The sequence below is a fragment of the Dielma fastidiosa genome, assembly GCF_003475485.1.
Classification (GTDB): domain Bacteria; phylum Bacillota_I; class Bacilli_A; order Erysipelotrichales; family Erysipelotrichaceae; genus Dielma; species Dielma fastidiosa.
In genome coordinates this window covers 273,146-287,640 of record NZ_QRQL01000001.1, presented here as the reverse complement: position 1 = coordinate 287,640, position 14,495 = coordinate 273,146, and the positions used below count along the sequence as shown (strand labels likewise).

Annotated in this window: 13 protein-coding genes and 3 tRNA genes; 15 read left to right on the top strand and 1 reads right to left on the bottom strand. The window is 37.3% G+C overall.

Annotated elements, in window-relative coordinates; all coding sequences use genetic code 11:
• Window positions 1-4: 4 nt before the first annotated feature.
• On the bottom strand, window positions 5-256 hold the full coding sequence (locus DWZ33_RS01530) for a glycoside hydrolase family 70 protein (RefSeq protein WP_118453559.1): 252 nt from the start codon (window positions 254-256) through the stop codon (window positions 5-7).
• A 1,581-nt stretch (window positions 257-1,837) separates the two neighbouring features.
• Here DWZ33_RS01530 and DWZ33_RS01525 point away from each other — a divergent pair.
• From DWZ33_RS01525 to DWZ33_RS01455, 15 genes are all read left to right on the top strand, one after another.
• Window positions 1,838-2,263, top strand: coding sequence for a very short patch repair endonuclease (locus tag DWZ33_RS01525; RefSeq protein WP_118453558.1), 426 nt, complete (start codon window positions 1,838-1,840; stop codon window positions 2,261-2,263).
• A 766-nt stretch (window positions 2,264-3,029) separates the two neighbouring features.
• Window positions 3,030-5,609 (top strand): translation factor GTPase family protein, encoded by a 2,580-nt coding sequence (locus tag DWZ33_RS01520; RefSeq protein WP_118453557.1) that lies wholly within the window; start codon window positions 3,030-3,032, stop codon window positions 5,607-5,609.
• Between the two features lie 113 nt (window positions 5,610-5,722).
• Window positions 5,723-7,030, top strand: coding sequence for a glutamine-hydrolyzing GMP synthase (guaA, locus tag DWZ33_RS01515; protein ID WP_118453556.1), 1,308 nt, complete (start codon window positions 5,723-5,725; stop codon window positions 7,028-7,030).
• Between the two features lie 188 nt (window positions 7,031-7,218).
• Complete coding sequence (locus DWZ33_RS01510) at window positions 7,219-7,572, top strand: DUF2200 domain-containing protein (protein WP_118453555.1); 354 nt, start codon at window positions 7,219-7,221, stop codon at window positions 7,570-7,572.
• A gap of 31 nt (window positions 7,573-7,603) precedes the next feature.
• Entirely contained in the window at window positions 7,604-8,062 is a 459-nt protein-coding gene (locus DWZ33_RS01505; RefSeq protein WP_118453554.1) for a GNAT family N-acetyltransferase, read from the top strand.
• A 108-nt stretch (window positions 8,063-8,170) separates the two neighbouring features.
• Window positions 8,171-8,473 (top strand): cyclic-di-AMP receptor, encoded by a 303-nt coding sequence (locus DWZ33_RS01500; protein ID WP_029473315.1) that lies wholly within the window; start codon window positions 8,171-8,173, stop codon window positions 8,471-8,473.
• 147 nt (window positions 8,474-8,620) lie between these two features.
• Window positions 8,621-8,696, top strand: a tRNA-Val gene (locus tag DWZ33_RS01495).
• A 9-nt stretch (window positions 8,697-8,705) separates the two neighbouring features.
• Window positions 8,706-8,781 (top strand) — tRNA-Thr (locus DWZ33_RS01490).
• Between the two features lie 11 nt (window positions 8,782-8,792).
• Window positions 8,793-8,866 (top strand) — tRNA-Gly (locus DWZ33_RS01485).
• Between the two features lie 119 nt (window positions 8,867-8,985).
• Window positions 8,986-9,162, top strand: a complete 177-nt coding sequence (locus DWZ33_RS01480) for an ATP-binding protein (protein WP_118453553.1) — start codon at window positions 8,986-8,988, stop codon at window positions 9,160-9,162.
• Window positions 9,163-9,334: 172 nt separating this feature from the next.
• Window positions 9,335-9,829, top strand: coding sequence for a GyrI-like domain-containing protein (locus tag DWZ33_RS01475; RefSeq protein ID WP_118453552.1), 495 nt, complete (start codon window positions 9,335-9,337; stop codon window positions 9,827-9,829).
• A gap of 80 nt (window positions 9,830-9,909) precedes the next feature.
• Window positions 9,910-10,380: a ComEA family DNA-binding protein gene (locus DWZ33_RS01470; RefSeq protein WP_118453551.1), complete on the top strand. Its 471-nt coding sequence runs from the start codon at window positions 9,910-9,912 to the stop codon at window positions 10,378-10,380.
• Window positions 10,377-12,305, top strand: coding sequence for a ComEC/Rec2 family competence protein (locus tag DWZ33_RS01465; RefSeq protein ID WP_118453550.1), 1,929 nt, complete (start codon window positions 10,377-10,379; stop codon window positions 12,303-12,305). Before DWZ33_RS01470 ends, DWZ33_RS01465 begins: the two co-directional genes overlap by 4 nt.
• Entirely contained in the window at window positions 12,302-13,261 is a 960-nt protein-coding gene (gene holA, locus DWZ33_RS01460) for a DNA polymerase III subunit delta (protein ID WP_118453549.1), read from the top strand. Before DWZ33_RS01465 ends, holA begins: the two co-directional genes overlap by 4 nt.
• Entirely contained in the window at window positions 13,258-14,487 is a 1,230-nt protein-coding gene (locus DWZ33_RS01455) for an L-serine ammonia-lyase, iron-sulfur-dependent, subunit alpha (RefSeq protein WP_118453548.1), read from the top strand. Before holA ends, DWZ33_RS01455 begins: the two co-directional genes overlap by 4 nt.
• Window positions 14,488-14,495: the final 8 nt, after the last annotated feature.

Sequence of the window (14,495 nt, the reverse complement as noted above, 5' to 3'; positions counted from 1 at the left end):
TTTTTCACCTCTTGCGCTTGCTCAATGAGAATCTGGTTACTTTCTCAGGCTCTATTTTTGTGAATTTCTTTTTAGCTTCACGCAGTTCTTGTTCGATTGCTTGGAAAATCTCTTCAACTTCGTCCATCGTATATTCATAGACAGAAGTGTTTGAACAATTACCAAGGAGCTGTAAGGTATCAATGATTTTATTGGTTCTGGCTTCAGCAAGCCTTACAAACTTATCGTGCTTGCTTTCTTCGGCCTGTTTCTTCATGGGAAATCCTCCTTTATATTTAATTATATAGTAGCATTTGAATTATATTGCGTCAATAATATATTTAAAATGTTACATAATATTATAAAAATATAAATTCTTATAATTGATTTAAATTGAATAAAAAAGCATATTTACGAAATATTTCACTTCTGTGATCTTATATATTTAAAATATCGACAATAAAAATAGTCTGAACAGTTAATTGTCTTGCTGATAGACAGCATTTATTATAGAAGTTATTCTCATAGATGGGAAATAATCGAATACAGCTGGTGATCTGACATTGCTTGAGACTCACGTACTCTGTTTACTTATGGAGGAAATAGTTTTTTTGTTTATCTATAAAGGTTACTTACAGCTTAAGTCTGAAAAAGTAAGCTTTAATAGAATAAAAATATGATTGCCGCTTTCATAATTTCATGCTAAGAGTAGAAAATGTTTTCTATAGAATAAATGAATTAGTTATAGATAAAGAATTGATATTTGGTGAAATTTAGCAAATAGAAAATTGGATGAGTATTTGCGGTAAGGTCTGTTGGATTATAGGAAGATTAGTGAAATAGCGGAATTACACGATTTAATAGGGTTTGAAATGATTATATACAGAAAGTAGAAACGTTAGAAACTTTAGGTGTTCAATGCTTAGAAGTTCAGCAGTAAGAAATAGATATATAGTGTATATCGTTCAGATTCAACACACAAAAGAAATCAGACATAAAATAGTATCACTATGAGATATAGCTTTGAAAAGGTTAAAAGATATAAAATAACTGTGTAAAATCTGAAATAATATAGCTTAAAATCTATCTTCATTTGAGACGCATAAAGTCTGCATGTCAGTGGCAAATGAAAGAAAGAAGCTGAATGAATTTAAATTTGTTTTTTTGATTGAAACAAATACTTGACTGAATATATAAAAAAATGTATGTTAATACTGAATATAAAGAAAAAATGGAAATAGAAGTTATAAATTTCTTAGAATACAGGCTCAATGACAGCATTAATAATGTAAGTAATGCAACTAATCCGTACATAAAAGAAATATGTTTATTAGACGAGTTTACCCATAAATATGAAATATTTGTTTCGGAAAGAATAGATTGTGGAGTGAAATGCTTGCTACAAAAGAAAATCACAAAAGAGATGAAGTCAAAAACATTATAAGGCGTAGTTTTTATGAACAGTCTTATCCCATCATGATAAAGAAATGTAAACAAATAGTCGCGGGACAATGACATGATAATTTAGAACAGAATATCCAATCTTGAAGATGAGCAGATTTTAGAATGGATTAAAAATACGACAAGATGATTTGAAAGAGCTTGAAAAAAGTTAGATCTTTTTCTGAATAGTAAAGATATACCTATATTTTGTGATGCAGAATTGTATGGCTTATGAGTTTTTATTATATTTTGCAATTTTCAAAAAAGCGTAAAAATCAATGCGAAAGCTGTACATTTAAAAAATATCAAAGTTAGTGTTTCAGATTTAATAGGGAATTAAAGAAAATTTTAGATGATGACATTTATACATAAGTGTTTGAATTAGCAATGAAATAAAACAGTGAGGATTACGATTATGGATAACCATACTAAAGAAGTGAGAAGTTACAATATGTCTAGGATACGTAGTGTAAATACTAAACCGGAAGAAATTGTTCGAAAATATCTATTTTCTAAAGGTTTGCGATTCAGGAAAAATGTAAAAAAACTTTCTGGTAAGCCTGATATTGTATTACCTAAATATAAAACAGTTATATTTGTAAATGGTTGTTTTTGGCATGGTCATCAAGGTTGCCGATATTTTGTAATGCCCAAATCTAATACTGAATATTGGTATAAAAAATTAAATCATAATATTGAAAGAGATATATTTGTTTATAAGCAATTATCTGAAGCAGGTTGGAATGTTATAACAGTTTGGGAATGTGATTTAAAGAAAGATAAAAGGGAAAATACACTTGAAAACTTGTATTACAATATTTTGAGAAACATCAAAGAATGAGCAAATGTTGCTTCTTTGAATGTGGAACATTAAAGGTCTATTTTCAAGCAGAGAAACAGAATTATTATGTTGTAATAGGCAAAATGAGAGTCTAGCATATGAATTTTGAATCAGAAGAACAAATCAGTGGATTAATCAATAAGTTTTATTCCCATCAGTTATCTTTAAAGTAAAAATCATCAATGATGGTTACTTTTTAAGCAGGAGTAAGTTGAATAAATTTGTGTTATCTCGCAGATAAAACGTAATACAGAGGGGATGAAAAGTTTAAGAAATTTGATTCATAAAGCCACATAAGGATAACCGAGAGCTTTCTTATGCTTCAGAAAATTCAGAAGTATAAAAAACAGCGAAATCATATTTTCTGGAATGTCTTGTGTCAGTTTCTAAACTATCCCAATTTCTTTCTTACATAGCCGTACCCCTGTTACATCCGAAGCGTCTATAGAATTAATAATAATGAATAAAAGGCTTAATATTTAATGAATATAGGACACGATTTCTCAATTTAAAAAATTATGAGAGTCATTGACATTATGTTTTAACCATTTGATTCTTAAATTGGAAACTTTCTTCAAAAAATAGTAGTGACATCACGGAAATATTTCCACATATTCATGTATATATGAAGGACACAGGCATTGACTTTATACACAAATTATCAATTATAATTTAAAAATAATGAACAATGTGATATTATAAGTGCTATGAAAATTAGACAGGCAGCTGACCTGTCTTTTTGGATAAGAAATCAGGAGGTAATCAAATGAAGCATGTAGTAATCGGAACTCTGGCACACGTAGATGCCGGCAAGACAACATTATCAGAAAGTATGCTTTATTTGAGCGGGAGTATCCGAAAATTGGGGCGTGTCGATCATGGCGATGCTTTTTTAGACTATGACAAACAAGAGAGAAGCCGCGGAATTACTATATTTTCAAAACAAGCTATTTGCCAATGGAAAGACATCGAATTTACCTTGCTTGATACGCCGGGGCATGTCGATTTTTCAAGTGAAATGGAACGAACCTTACAGATTCTGGATTATGCAATTTTGATCATTAATGGTGTTGATGGTGTGCAGACACACACGGAAACGATTTGGAAATTGCTGGAGCATTATCAAATACCTGTATTTATTTTTATTAATAAGATGGATACGGCATATCTAACAAAAGAAAAATTGCTGATTGAGTTACGTAAACGATTAGATGAGAGATGTGTTGATTTTACAGCTCCATCTGATGAAATGATGGAACAGGCGGCCATGTGTGATGATGAATTGCTGGATGATTATATGGAACATACGATTATAAACAAGTGTTTGTTATCAGCTAAAATACATGAAAGAAAGGTATTTCCATGCTATTTTGGTTCAGCATTAAAAAGGCAAGGCATAGAGACTTTTCTTGATGGATTAAGTGAATTTATTGTAATGCATGATTACCCTGAGGAATTTGGTGCGAAGGTATACAAAATAACTCGAGATGAGAATGGCAATAAACTAGCACATATGAAAATCACTGGCGGCAGCTTAAAAGTTAAAGCTAAACTGGGTGAAAGTGAGAAGGTTGACCAGATTCGTAAATATTCAGGCAGTAAATTTACTGCGGTTAATGAAGCTATAGCTGGTGAGGTATGTGCGGTTAAAGGACTGCTGAATATCTATGCGGGCGAAGGACTTGGTTTTGAAAAAAAATCTGAAAAGCCTTTGCTTTCTTCCTATATGAACTACCGGATGCAGCTGCCTGAAGGCTGTGATGCATTTACTATGCTTAGAAATTTAAAACAGCTAGGAGAGGAAGACCCACAGCTTCATATTACATATAATGAACGATTAAAAGAAATCAGAGTTCAGATGATGGGAGAGATTCAGACTGAAATATTAAAAAATATCATCAGCAATCGTTTTAATGTTGATGTTTCTTTTGATCATGGTGCTATCAGCTACCGTGAAACAATTTTGGAGCCCGTTGAAGGCGTAGGGCATTATGAGCCATTAAGGCATTATGCTGAAGTGCATTTGCTGCTTGAACCGGGGAATGAAGGCAGCGGTATCCAAATTGCTAGTGCATGTCCTGAAGATGAACTGGATCGTCATTGGCAAAGGCTGATATTGAGCCATCTTGAAGAAAAAGAGCATTTAGGAGTGTTAACTGGATCACCTATTACCGATATGAAGATAACTTTATTAAGCGGTAGGGCTCATCAAAAACATACTGAAGGCGGAGATTTTCGTGAAGCAACTTATCGGGCTGTGCGTCAAGGGCTGAAATCTGCCAAATCAATCGTATTAGAACCTTATTTCAAATTTAAACTAGAAGTACCTACAGAATATTTAAGTCGTGCTGTTTTTGATGTTGAACAGATGAATGGGAGTTTTGTAATCGATGATACTGTCAATGAAATGACGGTACTGAGCGGTAGTGCGTCAGTAGCAAAAATGCAGAACTATCAAAGCGAGTTAGTTGCTTATACAAAGGGTAAAGGAAAATTAGCCTGTGTGATGGAAGGCTATAAGCCATGTCAAAATCAAGATGAAATAATTGCTGATGCGGGTTATGATAGCGAAACCGATATCGATAATCCTACAGGTTCAATTTTTTGTTCACACGGCGCCGGTTACTTTGTACCTTGGCATGAGGTAAAGAAGCAGATGCATGTTACAACCAGTTACAGCAAAACGGAAAAGAAACAGCAAAGTGCCCCGGCCAAGGAAATGAAAAAGTTAAATGATGAAGATTTAGATGCGATATTTATTAAGACATATGGGCCAGGAAAACGGCGCTTGGAAAATAATTCTAAGAAAGCTAAAGAAGAAAGTGTTCAAGGTTTGTTGACTAGTGTGAAACGTCAGCCTTTATGTTATTTGATTGATGGTTATAATATTATTCATTCTTGGCCTGAATTAAAGGAACTGGCTGCCGATAATTTGGAAGCTGCTCGTTCGAGGCTGATGCAGCTGATGGGAGATTTTCAAGGCTATAAGCAATGTCTGTTAATTCTTGTGTTCGATGCCTATAAGGTGTCTGAAGGTGTTGGCCAAATGTTTAAAGATCATAGTATTTTTGTAGTGTATACGGATCAGGCGCAGACAGCTGATATGTATATTGAGCGGGCAACGCATAAATTGAGCAGCTATTATCGAGTTGTTGTCGCAACCTCTGATGCAATGGAACAATTGATTGTCAGCGGTCAGGGAGCACATAGAATGTCAAGCCGCGAACTGCTGTTAGAGGTAGAAGGACTGCGTAAACGAAGACAGCAAGAGTTTGAAGAAAGTCAGCGAAAGGGATATAATCAGCCACTTGAAAAAATTCGCGATTTGAATTTCAAAGATAAATAAAATAATTGATAGAATCATTTTATAAAAATATGTAATGATTCTATTTTATTAGATGCAGTGATTGTCAAAATATGGTACATTAATAGTAGTATAAAAGGTAAAGGAGAGACGGAATGAAACAAGATATGATTGTAATTTTGGATTTAGGCAGCAGTGATAACACACGTTTAGCTAGAGAAATTCGTGAATTAGGTGTATACAGTGAGATATATCCACATGATATTACTAAGGAGGAATTGACAAAACTGCCAAATGTTAAGGGAATCATTATTAATGGCGGGCCAAATCATATGATTGATGGGGAACGGATTGATGTATGCAAATGTGTATATGAAGCAGGTTATCCGGTAATGGCAGTTGAACATGAACCAGCCATTTGTGAAGAAAAATTAACTTGCTGGCCTGAGGATAAGGATGCCCGCGCTGACTTGCTTAAAAATTTTGTTTTTGATACATGTCATGCCGAAGCTAATTGGAACATGAAAAACTTTGTTGCTGATCAAGTGGAATTAATTCGTCAGCAGGTAGGTGATCGTAAGGTTTTACTTGCATTGTCTGGTGGTGTAGACAGTTCAGTTGTTGCGGCATTATTGGTTAAGGCGATCGGCAAACAATTGGTTTGTGTACACGTGAACCATGGGCTCATGCGCAAGGGTGAGTCAGAAAGCGTTGTTGAGGTATTTAAGAATCAGCTTGATGCCAATTTAGTTTATGTTGATGCGAGTGAAAGATTTTTAGGCAAGCTGGCGGGTGTCGCTGATCCTGAAGAAAAACGTAAAATTATCGGTGCGGAATTTATCCGTGTTTTTGAAGAAGAAGCGAGAAAACTTGAGGGCATTGACTTTTTAGCACAAGGAACTATTTATCCAGATATCGTGGAAAGCGGTACAAAGACAGCAAAGGTTGTTAAATCACATCATAATGTAGGCGGACTGCCTGAAGATTTGAATTTTGAATTAGTAGAACCATTACGTCAATTATTTAAAGATGAAGTGCGTGCCTGCGGTTTAGAGTTAGGATTGCCTGATGAAATGGTTTTCCGTCAGCCATTCCCTGGACCTGGACTTGGTGTTCGCTGCTTAGGAGCAATTACTAAAGAACGTCTTGAGGCGGTAAGAGAAGCAGATGCGATTTTACGTGAAGAGTTCCACAATGCTGGCTTGGATAAAAAGGTATGGCAGTATTTTACTGTTGTTCCTGATTTTAAATCGGTGGGTGTTAGAGATAATGCAAGATCATTTGAATATCCAGTGATTTTAAGAGCAGTAAATACAGTAGATGCAATGACGGCCACTATCGAACAAATTGATTGGCCGGTATTGCTGAAAATCACTGATCGTATCTTAAAGGAAGTTGCCAATGTAAATCGTGTTTGCTATGATTTATCACCAAAACCGACGGCAACAATTGAATGGGAATAGAAAATGATATCAAAAAGTGCTGATTAATAGCACTTTTTTTTCATGATATAAAAATTTATTTGATTGGGATAAATGCCGAAAGCTTTTTATTTGCTTCAACATTGAGTATAATAATACAATACAGACTGTTGAGTAGGCAGGCTTTAAAAGAATGCCTACTAAATTCTTTTGAAAGTGAGGAAAATAAAATGGAAAAGCCTAAAGCATACACAATGTTATTTAGCAAAATATATCCGTTGTACGTCAATAAAGCGGTAAAGAAAGGACGCACACAAGATGAAGTAAATGAAATCATCTTCTGGCTGACGGGTTATAATGAAGATACGCTTCAGCAGCAGATCAATTCTGAAGTTGATTTAGAAACCTTCTTTAATCAAGCTCCGCACTTTAATCCAAATGCGGTTTTGATTAAGGGGAGTATATGCGGTTGCCGTGTTGAAAAGATTGAAGATGATGTTCTGCGTAAAATACGCTATTTAGATAAATTGGTTGATGAACTGGCAAAAGGTAAATCAATGACAACGATTCTAAGAAAAGAATAGTTTATTATGGTTAAAGAAATGGAGCGATTCGATGCATATAAAATTTATTCCGATTACATCTCATAATTATGATGAGGTCAAAAATTTACATATTAGCGCATCACAGAAGGGAAATGTAGAAACGGTGGAAGAATGCTGCCGGGAAGCAGAGGAGTTTTCTTTATGGCATCCTATCGCTATTGCCGATGGTGAACAGTTGATTGGTTTTGCTATGTATGGTCTTTGGATCAATGAAGGTGAACGTGGAAGAGTGTGGCTGGATCGATTCTTTATTGATGAACGTTTTCAAGGCCGAAGATACGCAAAGCCTGTTTTAATTCAGCTAATAAGAAAAATCCATGAAGAATATGGGTACGATGAGATTTATTTAAGTGTTTATGAGTCAAATCAGCTGGCGATAAAAGTCTATCAATCCCTTGGCTTTGCATTTAACGGTGAACGCGATATAAATAATGAACTTGTAATGGTGCTGGATATCAAAAATCACTAATATCTGAATGCATAATTAAGACAGATTGAGATTTATTATGAGTTGATTAAGCGGACATCTTATTATATACTTAATAGGGTAAAGCATGAAAGAATGGATGTGGTAAAAGTGAATTTACTGATGATAATTGTAAATGATGAATTTCAGGAGGAAATGCTTGAACTGCTGGGTGAAAATGATTATATGGCAACAATGGTAGCTTCTACGGGTGAGTTCCTTCAATATGGCAATACTACGTTTATTCTTGGTGTTGATGATGAAGAAACTGATAAATTGGTACAGCTCATTGATAAAAAAACAAGTAAAAATCGAAATCAATATGAAGATTCAATAGGAGTTAAGGATATTCATAACAGAAAAAATATTGCGACGATTTTTATCATGAAATCAGAACAATTCATTAAGACTTAGACGAAGTGGAATCTTCGTTTTCTTTTTGCATCAGATTTATACAATGATCATCAGTTTTAAAAATCTGAGCTTTTTTAAACAAAAAAATTTAAAAAGCTGTTGACATTTTTGCCTAATTCCTGTAAGATAAATGAGCAATCGAAAGATGGAGGTTTAGCTCAGTTGGGAGAGCGTCTGCCTTACAAGCAGAGGGTCAGCGGTTCGAGCCCGTTAACCTCCACCATTTTTTTGTGCCGACTTAGCTCAACTGGTAGAGCAACTGACTTGTAATCAGTAGGTTGGGGGTTCAAGTCCTCTAGTCGGCACCATTTTTTTATGTGCGGATGTAGTTCAATGGTAGAACTTCAGCCTTCCAAGCTGACTACGTGAGTTCGATTCTCATCATCCGCTCCAAAATCATAAACTACGCCTGTTTCAGGCGTTTTTTTATGCTAAATTTTTTCGAAATGTCCTATAATGTCCACTTCTAGGCTTTTTTTGTCTATAAATGAATTGAGCAACTTTAGAAATGAATGATTCCAGGTTCAGGTTTAGGTTTGGCAATTGTTAAAATGATTGTGGAACATCATCATGATAAAATTGAAGTCAGCAGTAAACTGGATGTTGGCACTTGCTTTACTTTAAGCTTTGCAGCTGATCATCAGATAGATGCTTCAGGCCCCAGTCATGAATTATTGTCTGAAATTTAATCTTTATCCCTATACCTTTTAGATTTGCATCTGCACATAATTGTCTGATCTCTATGATGCAGTTTTAAATTGTTTGTCTAATCAATAAAAGCTCTTCTTTAATGTTTTAAAAAAAGAGGAAAGCAATTTTAAAATCAATTATAATAGGCATACCTAAAGGGAGGAACTACTGATGGAAAAACCATTCAGAATTGAGAAAATGGATAGCTTTAAGGTGATTGGCTATAAAATTGAAACAACAAATCAAAAACAAGAAGGAAGACATGTAATTCCTGAGTTTTGGGAGAATTTTAGAAAGCAGCAGCTAATTGAAAGATTACTGTCTTTAATGAATTCCAAGCCATATGGCATCTTGGGTGTTAATGTATACAATGTTGATACAGACAGCCGCAGATTTGATTATTACATAGCAACTGCCAGTACTCAGCCAGTGCCAGAAACCATGGTGGCATATACAATACCAGCCGCAACATGGGCCATATTTCCATGTACCCCTGAGACCATCGCCAAAACAGAGGTACAGGCAATCATGAAATGGCTGCCTAAATTCAAATATAAACCAATAAATTCAGGCTATATAACCGGCCGAATGAAAGCAGGTGCGCCGGATATCGAATATTATGGTGAAGATGATTACGCGGAGGTTTGGGTCGCAGTACGGGAATAGAAATATTTCCCGTACTTTTTTATTTTTTGTTGAAAGTTGGGCATCTTCCACTTTACCGCTTATATATAAGTGGTGATAGGATGAAAAAAGTAATACTTATACTCCTTGTTCTGCTGACGATTGGCCTAAATTATAACTGGCAGCCTATACAGATGGATGACTATGCGGCAGCACAGTTAATGGCCGAAATCAAAGGTGCAGTAGTACAGCCGGGCAGTTATGAAATCACTGAAAAGACAACGATTTCTGATTTGATAGAATTAGCTGGCGGGCCGCTTGAGGAAGCCGATCTATCTTCACTCAATCTCAACAAACAGGTGCTGCATCAGTCAGTAATTGTGATTCCTGTATATAAAGATGACAAGATTTCTTTAAACAGCGCCTCTCTTGAAGAATTAATGAGGTTGAAAGGAATTGGGGAAAACAAAGCGCGGCTGATTCTTGAATATCGTGAAGCCCATCAAGGTTTTAAAACCATTGAAGAGATCATGAATGTAAAGGGGATTGGTGAAAAGACATTTGAGAAAATGAAGGATCAACTGGCTTTATGAAAGGCCGTTGGCTTTACCTTGCTTTATCTTTAATGATAATTGTATCAATACCGCATTGGCTGCTTTTTTATGGATTGCTTATTATCTGGCAGCTTAAATATCGGCGTCTGCCTATTACGGCACTCATCGTTTTACTCATTATCGGCTTTATCACTCATCAGCCTAAGCCGAACCTGCTTCCGCAGACAAAAAACGGAGCTGTTGAATCAATCCGTAATGGCTATTTAATAGTAGATTTTGATTCAGTCAAAGCTATTGTCTACACTGATGAGGTGCTGCCCAAGGGTACAATGATCACGGTGAATGGTGAATTTCAAACATTGGATAATACCGCAAGTCTGTACGCTTTTAATTTTGACTCATGGTGTCAAGCCCGCGGCATCACGGCATCAATTAATGCGAAATCACTGAATATACTTAAACCATCATCATCAATTCAGCGATTCTTTTTCCAGCGTCTGAACAATTTTGATGAGGAGCTTAGAAATTGGTGCTTTAAGGTATTTTATGGGGTGAGAGAACAAGATGCCTTCTATCTGATTTCCGTTTCAGCGCTGCATTTATCCTTCATTATGCAGCTGATTGAAAAAATGACGAAAAGTAAAATGGCGGCAGCAGCGTTCCTGATTTTCTATGGCATCTTTATCCATTTTTCTTTCGCAATCTGCCGCTTATTGATTTTTACTGCTGTCCGTCAAGTTTTTCCGGATTCCTCATCCAAAGATCGATTAGGCATTGCCATGCTTTTGACTTTACTTCTATTTCCATATGCCGTCTATGAATTATCTTTTATTCTGCCCGTAAGTTTTACGCTGCTCTCTATTTTCAGCTGTCATAAGATATCCAAGCTGCTCTCATCATGGCTTGTTTTAATGCCGGTGCAGCTGCTTAATTTTTATGAATTTAATCTGCTCTCACCGCTGCTTTTTTCATTTTACCGCGTCTGGTATTCCATTAATCTTCTGCTCACCCTTGTCTGCGTACTCTTTCCGACGCATTGGCTGCTGATCTTTTTACGCACGGCAGATCAAGCGGTTCAGCAGCTTCAGCCTACGCTGTTCACACTTTGGGGTAAGCCGTCGATATTGGCATTGCTCATTTATTTGATTTGTGTTATCGCATATATCAGCAAGGCGTCCATTAAACATGCGCAATGGCTTTTATGCGGCATGCTGGTGCTTAATTTTTCACCTTATCTTGAACCGTTTACAACTATCACATATATAAATGTCGGTCAGGGTGACAGTATTTTGATTACGCTCCCATTCCATGGCGGCGCTATGATGATAGACGCGGCAGGCAGCCTTTATACGAATATTCCTGAACGGAAAATCCTGCCGGTATTAAAGGCTAAAGGATATAAGACCATTGATCAGCTCATCCTAACTCATGCCGACAAGGATCATGCCGGCGGTTTGCAGGAGCTAGCTGATTTAGTTGTGATCAAACAGGTGATAACAGATAAGCAGGCGGCTATGGATTATAAAAATATCGAATTTATTTCACTATTGGCAGAGAATGATTTCGGTAATGAAAATGACAACAGCATCGTACTGCTGAGCCGTATCGGCGCGCTTGATTACTTGTTTACAGGGGATGCGTCACAAGCTTTTGAGAATCAGCTGCTGAGTGTTTATCCTAATATTAAATGTGATATTTTAAAGGTTGGGCATCATGGCAGCAATTCTTCATCATCAGCACTATTCCTGCAAACCTTAAGACCGCGGATTGCTGTCATATCAGCAGGCCGCAACAACCGCTACGGACATCCGCATGATGAAGTGCTTGCCCGTTTGGCAGATTATCAGATTAAATGCTTCAGAACGGATCTTCAAGGTGATATCGAAATAAAAAGTTTTCTAAATTTCAACTTTATCATAACAGGAAGCCGGGAATTTGGTATAATAAACAAGGTGATAAGATGAACTATCTGATTTATAGCGAAGACCGCGGGCGGATTCAAAAAGAGATTCAGAAAATCGTAAAGGACAATATGTCAAATGATGTTAAGCCGGATACGATTACATACAATATGGCAACAACATCACTGGAAGAAATTCTGGCCGATGCTCAAACCATTCCTTTTTTTACTGAGCATAAAATCATTGTCGCTCAAAACTGCAGCTTTTTAAGTGCAGCCAATGAGGGCAGTCAAAATACTGAGAGCTTAGAGGCTTATCTCGATCACCCAATGTTAACGACTACATTGATTTTAAGCGGTAATTTTGAAAAGGTCGATAAACGAAAAAAAATCGTGAAAACGATTCAGAAGACATGCCGGGTAATCAGCTGTTCAACCTTGGATGAGCAGGGGAAAAGAGCTCAGGTCATACAGACGCTGAAAGCCAGTCAGCTTAAGCTCAGTGATGAGGAACTGAATCATCTTGTCAGTCTGCTGCCCTGTGATTCGGCAATCATTGAAAATGAACTGGCTAAGCTGATCGCATATCCCGAGACCCTAAATATGCGGGTCATCGATCTGTTAATTACCAGACAAATTGAGGATGATGTATTTGCGCTGGCTGACGCAATCATGAAGGGAAGGGAGAAACAGGTATTCAAGATCTGGAACGATCTGAATGCGTTGAATAAAGAACCCATATTTATGATATCCGTGCTGGCATCGCAGTTTCGCTTTTATTATCAAGTAAAAACCTTGCTGGTGAGCGGTCTGAATGAAAATGATATCACTCAGGAATTGAAGGCGCATCCGTATCGCGTCAAGCTAAGCGTAAAAGCGGTGGGTGCGGTGAGCTGTGATCAGCTGCTGAAAGTTTTGGCGATGCTGGCGGATACTGATCAGAAAATAAAGAGCGGTTTGCTTGATAAACAGTTAGGCTTTGAATTATTTCTCATACATTGTAAAGGAGTATTTGCGTGAAATCATTAAAAGAATTATATCGGATAGGGCCAGGACCTTCATCCTCACATACATTAGGACCGCAGCGGGCGGCAAAATTGTTTCAGGAAGCTTATCCGCAGGCGGTGTCTTATCTTGCTGAACTCTATGGTTCACTTTCATTTACCGGCAAAGGTCATTTGACAGACGCCATCATTATCAAAACCTTCTTACCAAAGAGCTGTGAAGTTTGCTTTATGCAGGAAACCGCGCCTGAACATGCCAACACGATGATTTTAAAAGCCTTAAATGAAACGGGCGCAGTCATTGGCGAATGGACGGTTTATTCGGTAGGCGGCGGTGCAATTAAGGTTAAGGGCAGCGCTGATCTTGAACCCGAAGAAATCTATCCGCATCATTCCTTTGCGGAAATCATGGCATACTGCAAGCAGCGAAATATTCGTCTGGCACAATATACGGATGAATTTGAGGTATTGGATGATTTCATGAATGAAATATTGGATCAAATGCTGTCTACTGTGGCAACCGGCTGTATTACTACCGGTGTACTGCCCGGCCGTCTGCAGCTTGAACGGGTAGCCAGCGGTTTATACAGCAAAGCAAAGCAAGCGGCTGATCCATCGCGTAAGCAGAAGCTTCTGATTATGGCTTATGCTTATGGTGCCAGCGAGCAAAATGCCGGCGGCGGTACAACGGTAACTGCACCGACCTTAGGCGCCAGCGGTGTGCTGCCAGCCGTGATTACTTATTATTATCGTGATTTAAAGATTGATCGCAAAAAAATTATAGACGGCCTGAAAATTGCCGGTATCATCGGCAATCTAATTAAAACCAACGCAACGATTTCCGGAGCCCAGGGTGGCTGTCAGGCGGAAATCGGCGCGGCCTGTGCGATGGCAGCGGCGTTAGTGGCCAGTCTTCATGATATGGATGATGATAAAATTGAATATGCGGCTGAAATTGGTATTGAACATTTCTTGGGCCTGACTTGTGATCCAGTCGGCGGTTATGTTATGATTCCATGCATTGAGCGAAACTCTGTGGCCGCCCTAAGAGCCATTGATGCGGCATTTATGGCTGAGGAATTAGGTTCACTGAAGGATCATCGTGTCAGCTTTGATATGGTTGTTAATACGATGAATTATACTGGCAGAAAGATTGCCATTGAATTAAAGGAAACCAGCCTCGGCGGTCTTGCAACCGTCGTGCCGCTGGCTGATTCAGCACCTAAAAAACACTGTGATTAAGCATTTAC

Bases quoted from the DNA above. Each gene is read 5' to 3' on its own strand.
- DWZ33_RS01530 (WP_118453559.1), bottom strand. From the start codon at position 256: ATGAAGAAACAGGCCGAAGAAAGCAAGCACGATAAGTTTGTAAGGCTT.
- DWZ33_RS01525 (WP_118453558.1), top strand. From the start codon at position 1,838: ATGGATAACCATACTAAAGAAGTGAGAAGTTACAATATGTCTAGGATA.
- DWZ33_RS01520 (WP_118453557.1), top strand. From the start codon at position 3,030: ATGAAGCATGTAGTAATCGGAACTCTGGCACACGTAGATGCCGGCAAG.
- guaA (WP_118453556.1), top strand. From the start codon at position 5,723: ATGAAACAAGATATGATTGTAATTTTGGATTTAGGCAGCAGTGATAAC.
- DWZ33_RS01510 (WP_118453555.1), top strand. From the start codon at position 7,219: ATGGAAAAGCCTAAAGCATACACAATGTTATTTAGCAAAATATATCCG.
- DWZ33_RS01505 (WP_118453554.1), top strand. From the start codon at position 7,604: ATGCATATAAAATTTATTCCGATTACATCTCATAATTATGATGAGGTC.
- DWZ33_RS01480 (WP_118453553.1), top strand. From the start codon at position 8,986: ATGATTCCAGGTTCAGGTTTAGGTTTGGCAATTGTTAAAATGATTGTG.
- DWZ33_RS01475 (WP_118453552.1), top strand. From the start codon at position 9,335: ATGGAAAAACCATTCAGAATTGAGAAAATGGATAGCTTTAAGGTGATT.
- DWZ33_RS01470 (WP_118453551.1), top strand. From the start codon at position 9,910: ATGAAAAAAGTAATACTTATACTCCTTGTTCTGCTGACGATTGGCCTA.
- DWZ33_RS01465 (WP_118453550.1), top strand. From the start codon at position 10,377: ATGAAAGGCCGTTGGCTTTACCTTGCTTTATCTTTAATGATAATTGTA.
- holA (WP_118453549.1), top strand. From the start codon at position 12,302: ATGAACTATCTGATTTATAGCGAAGACCGCGGGCGGATTCAAAAAGAG.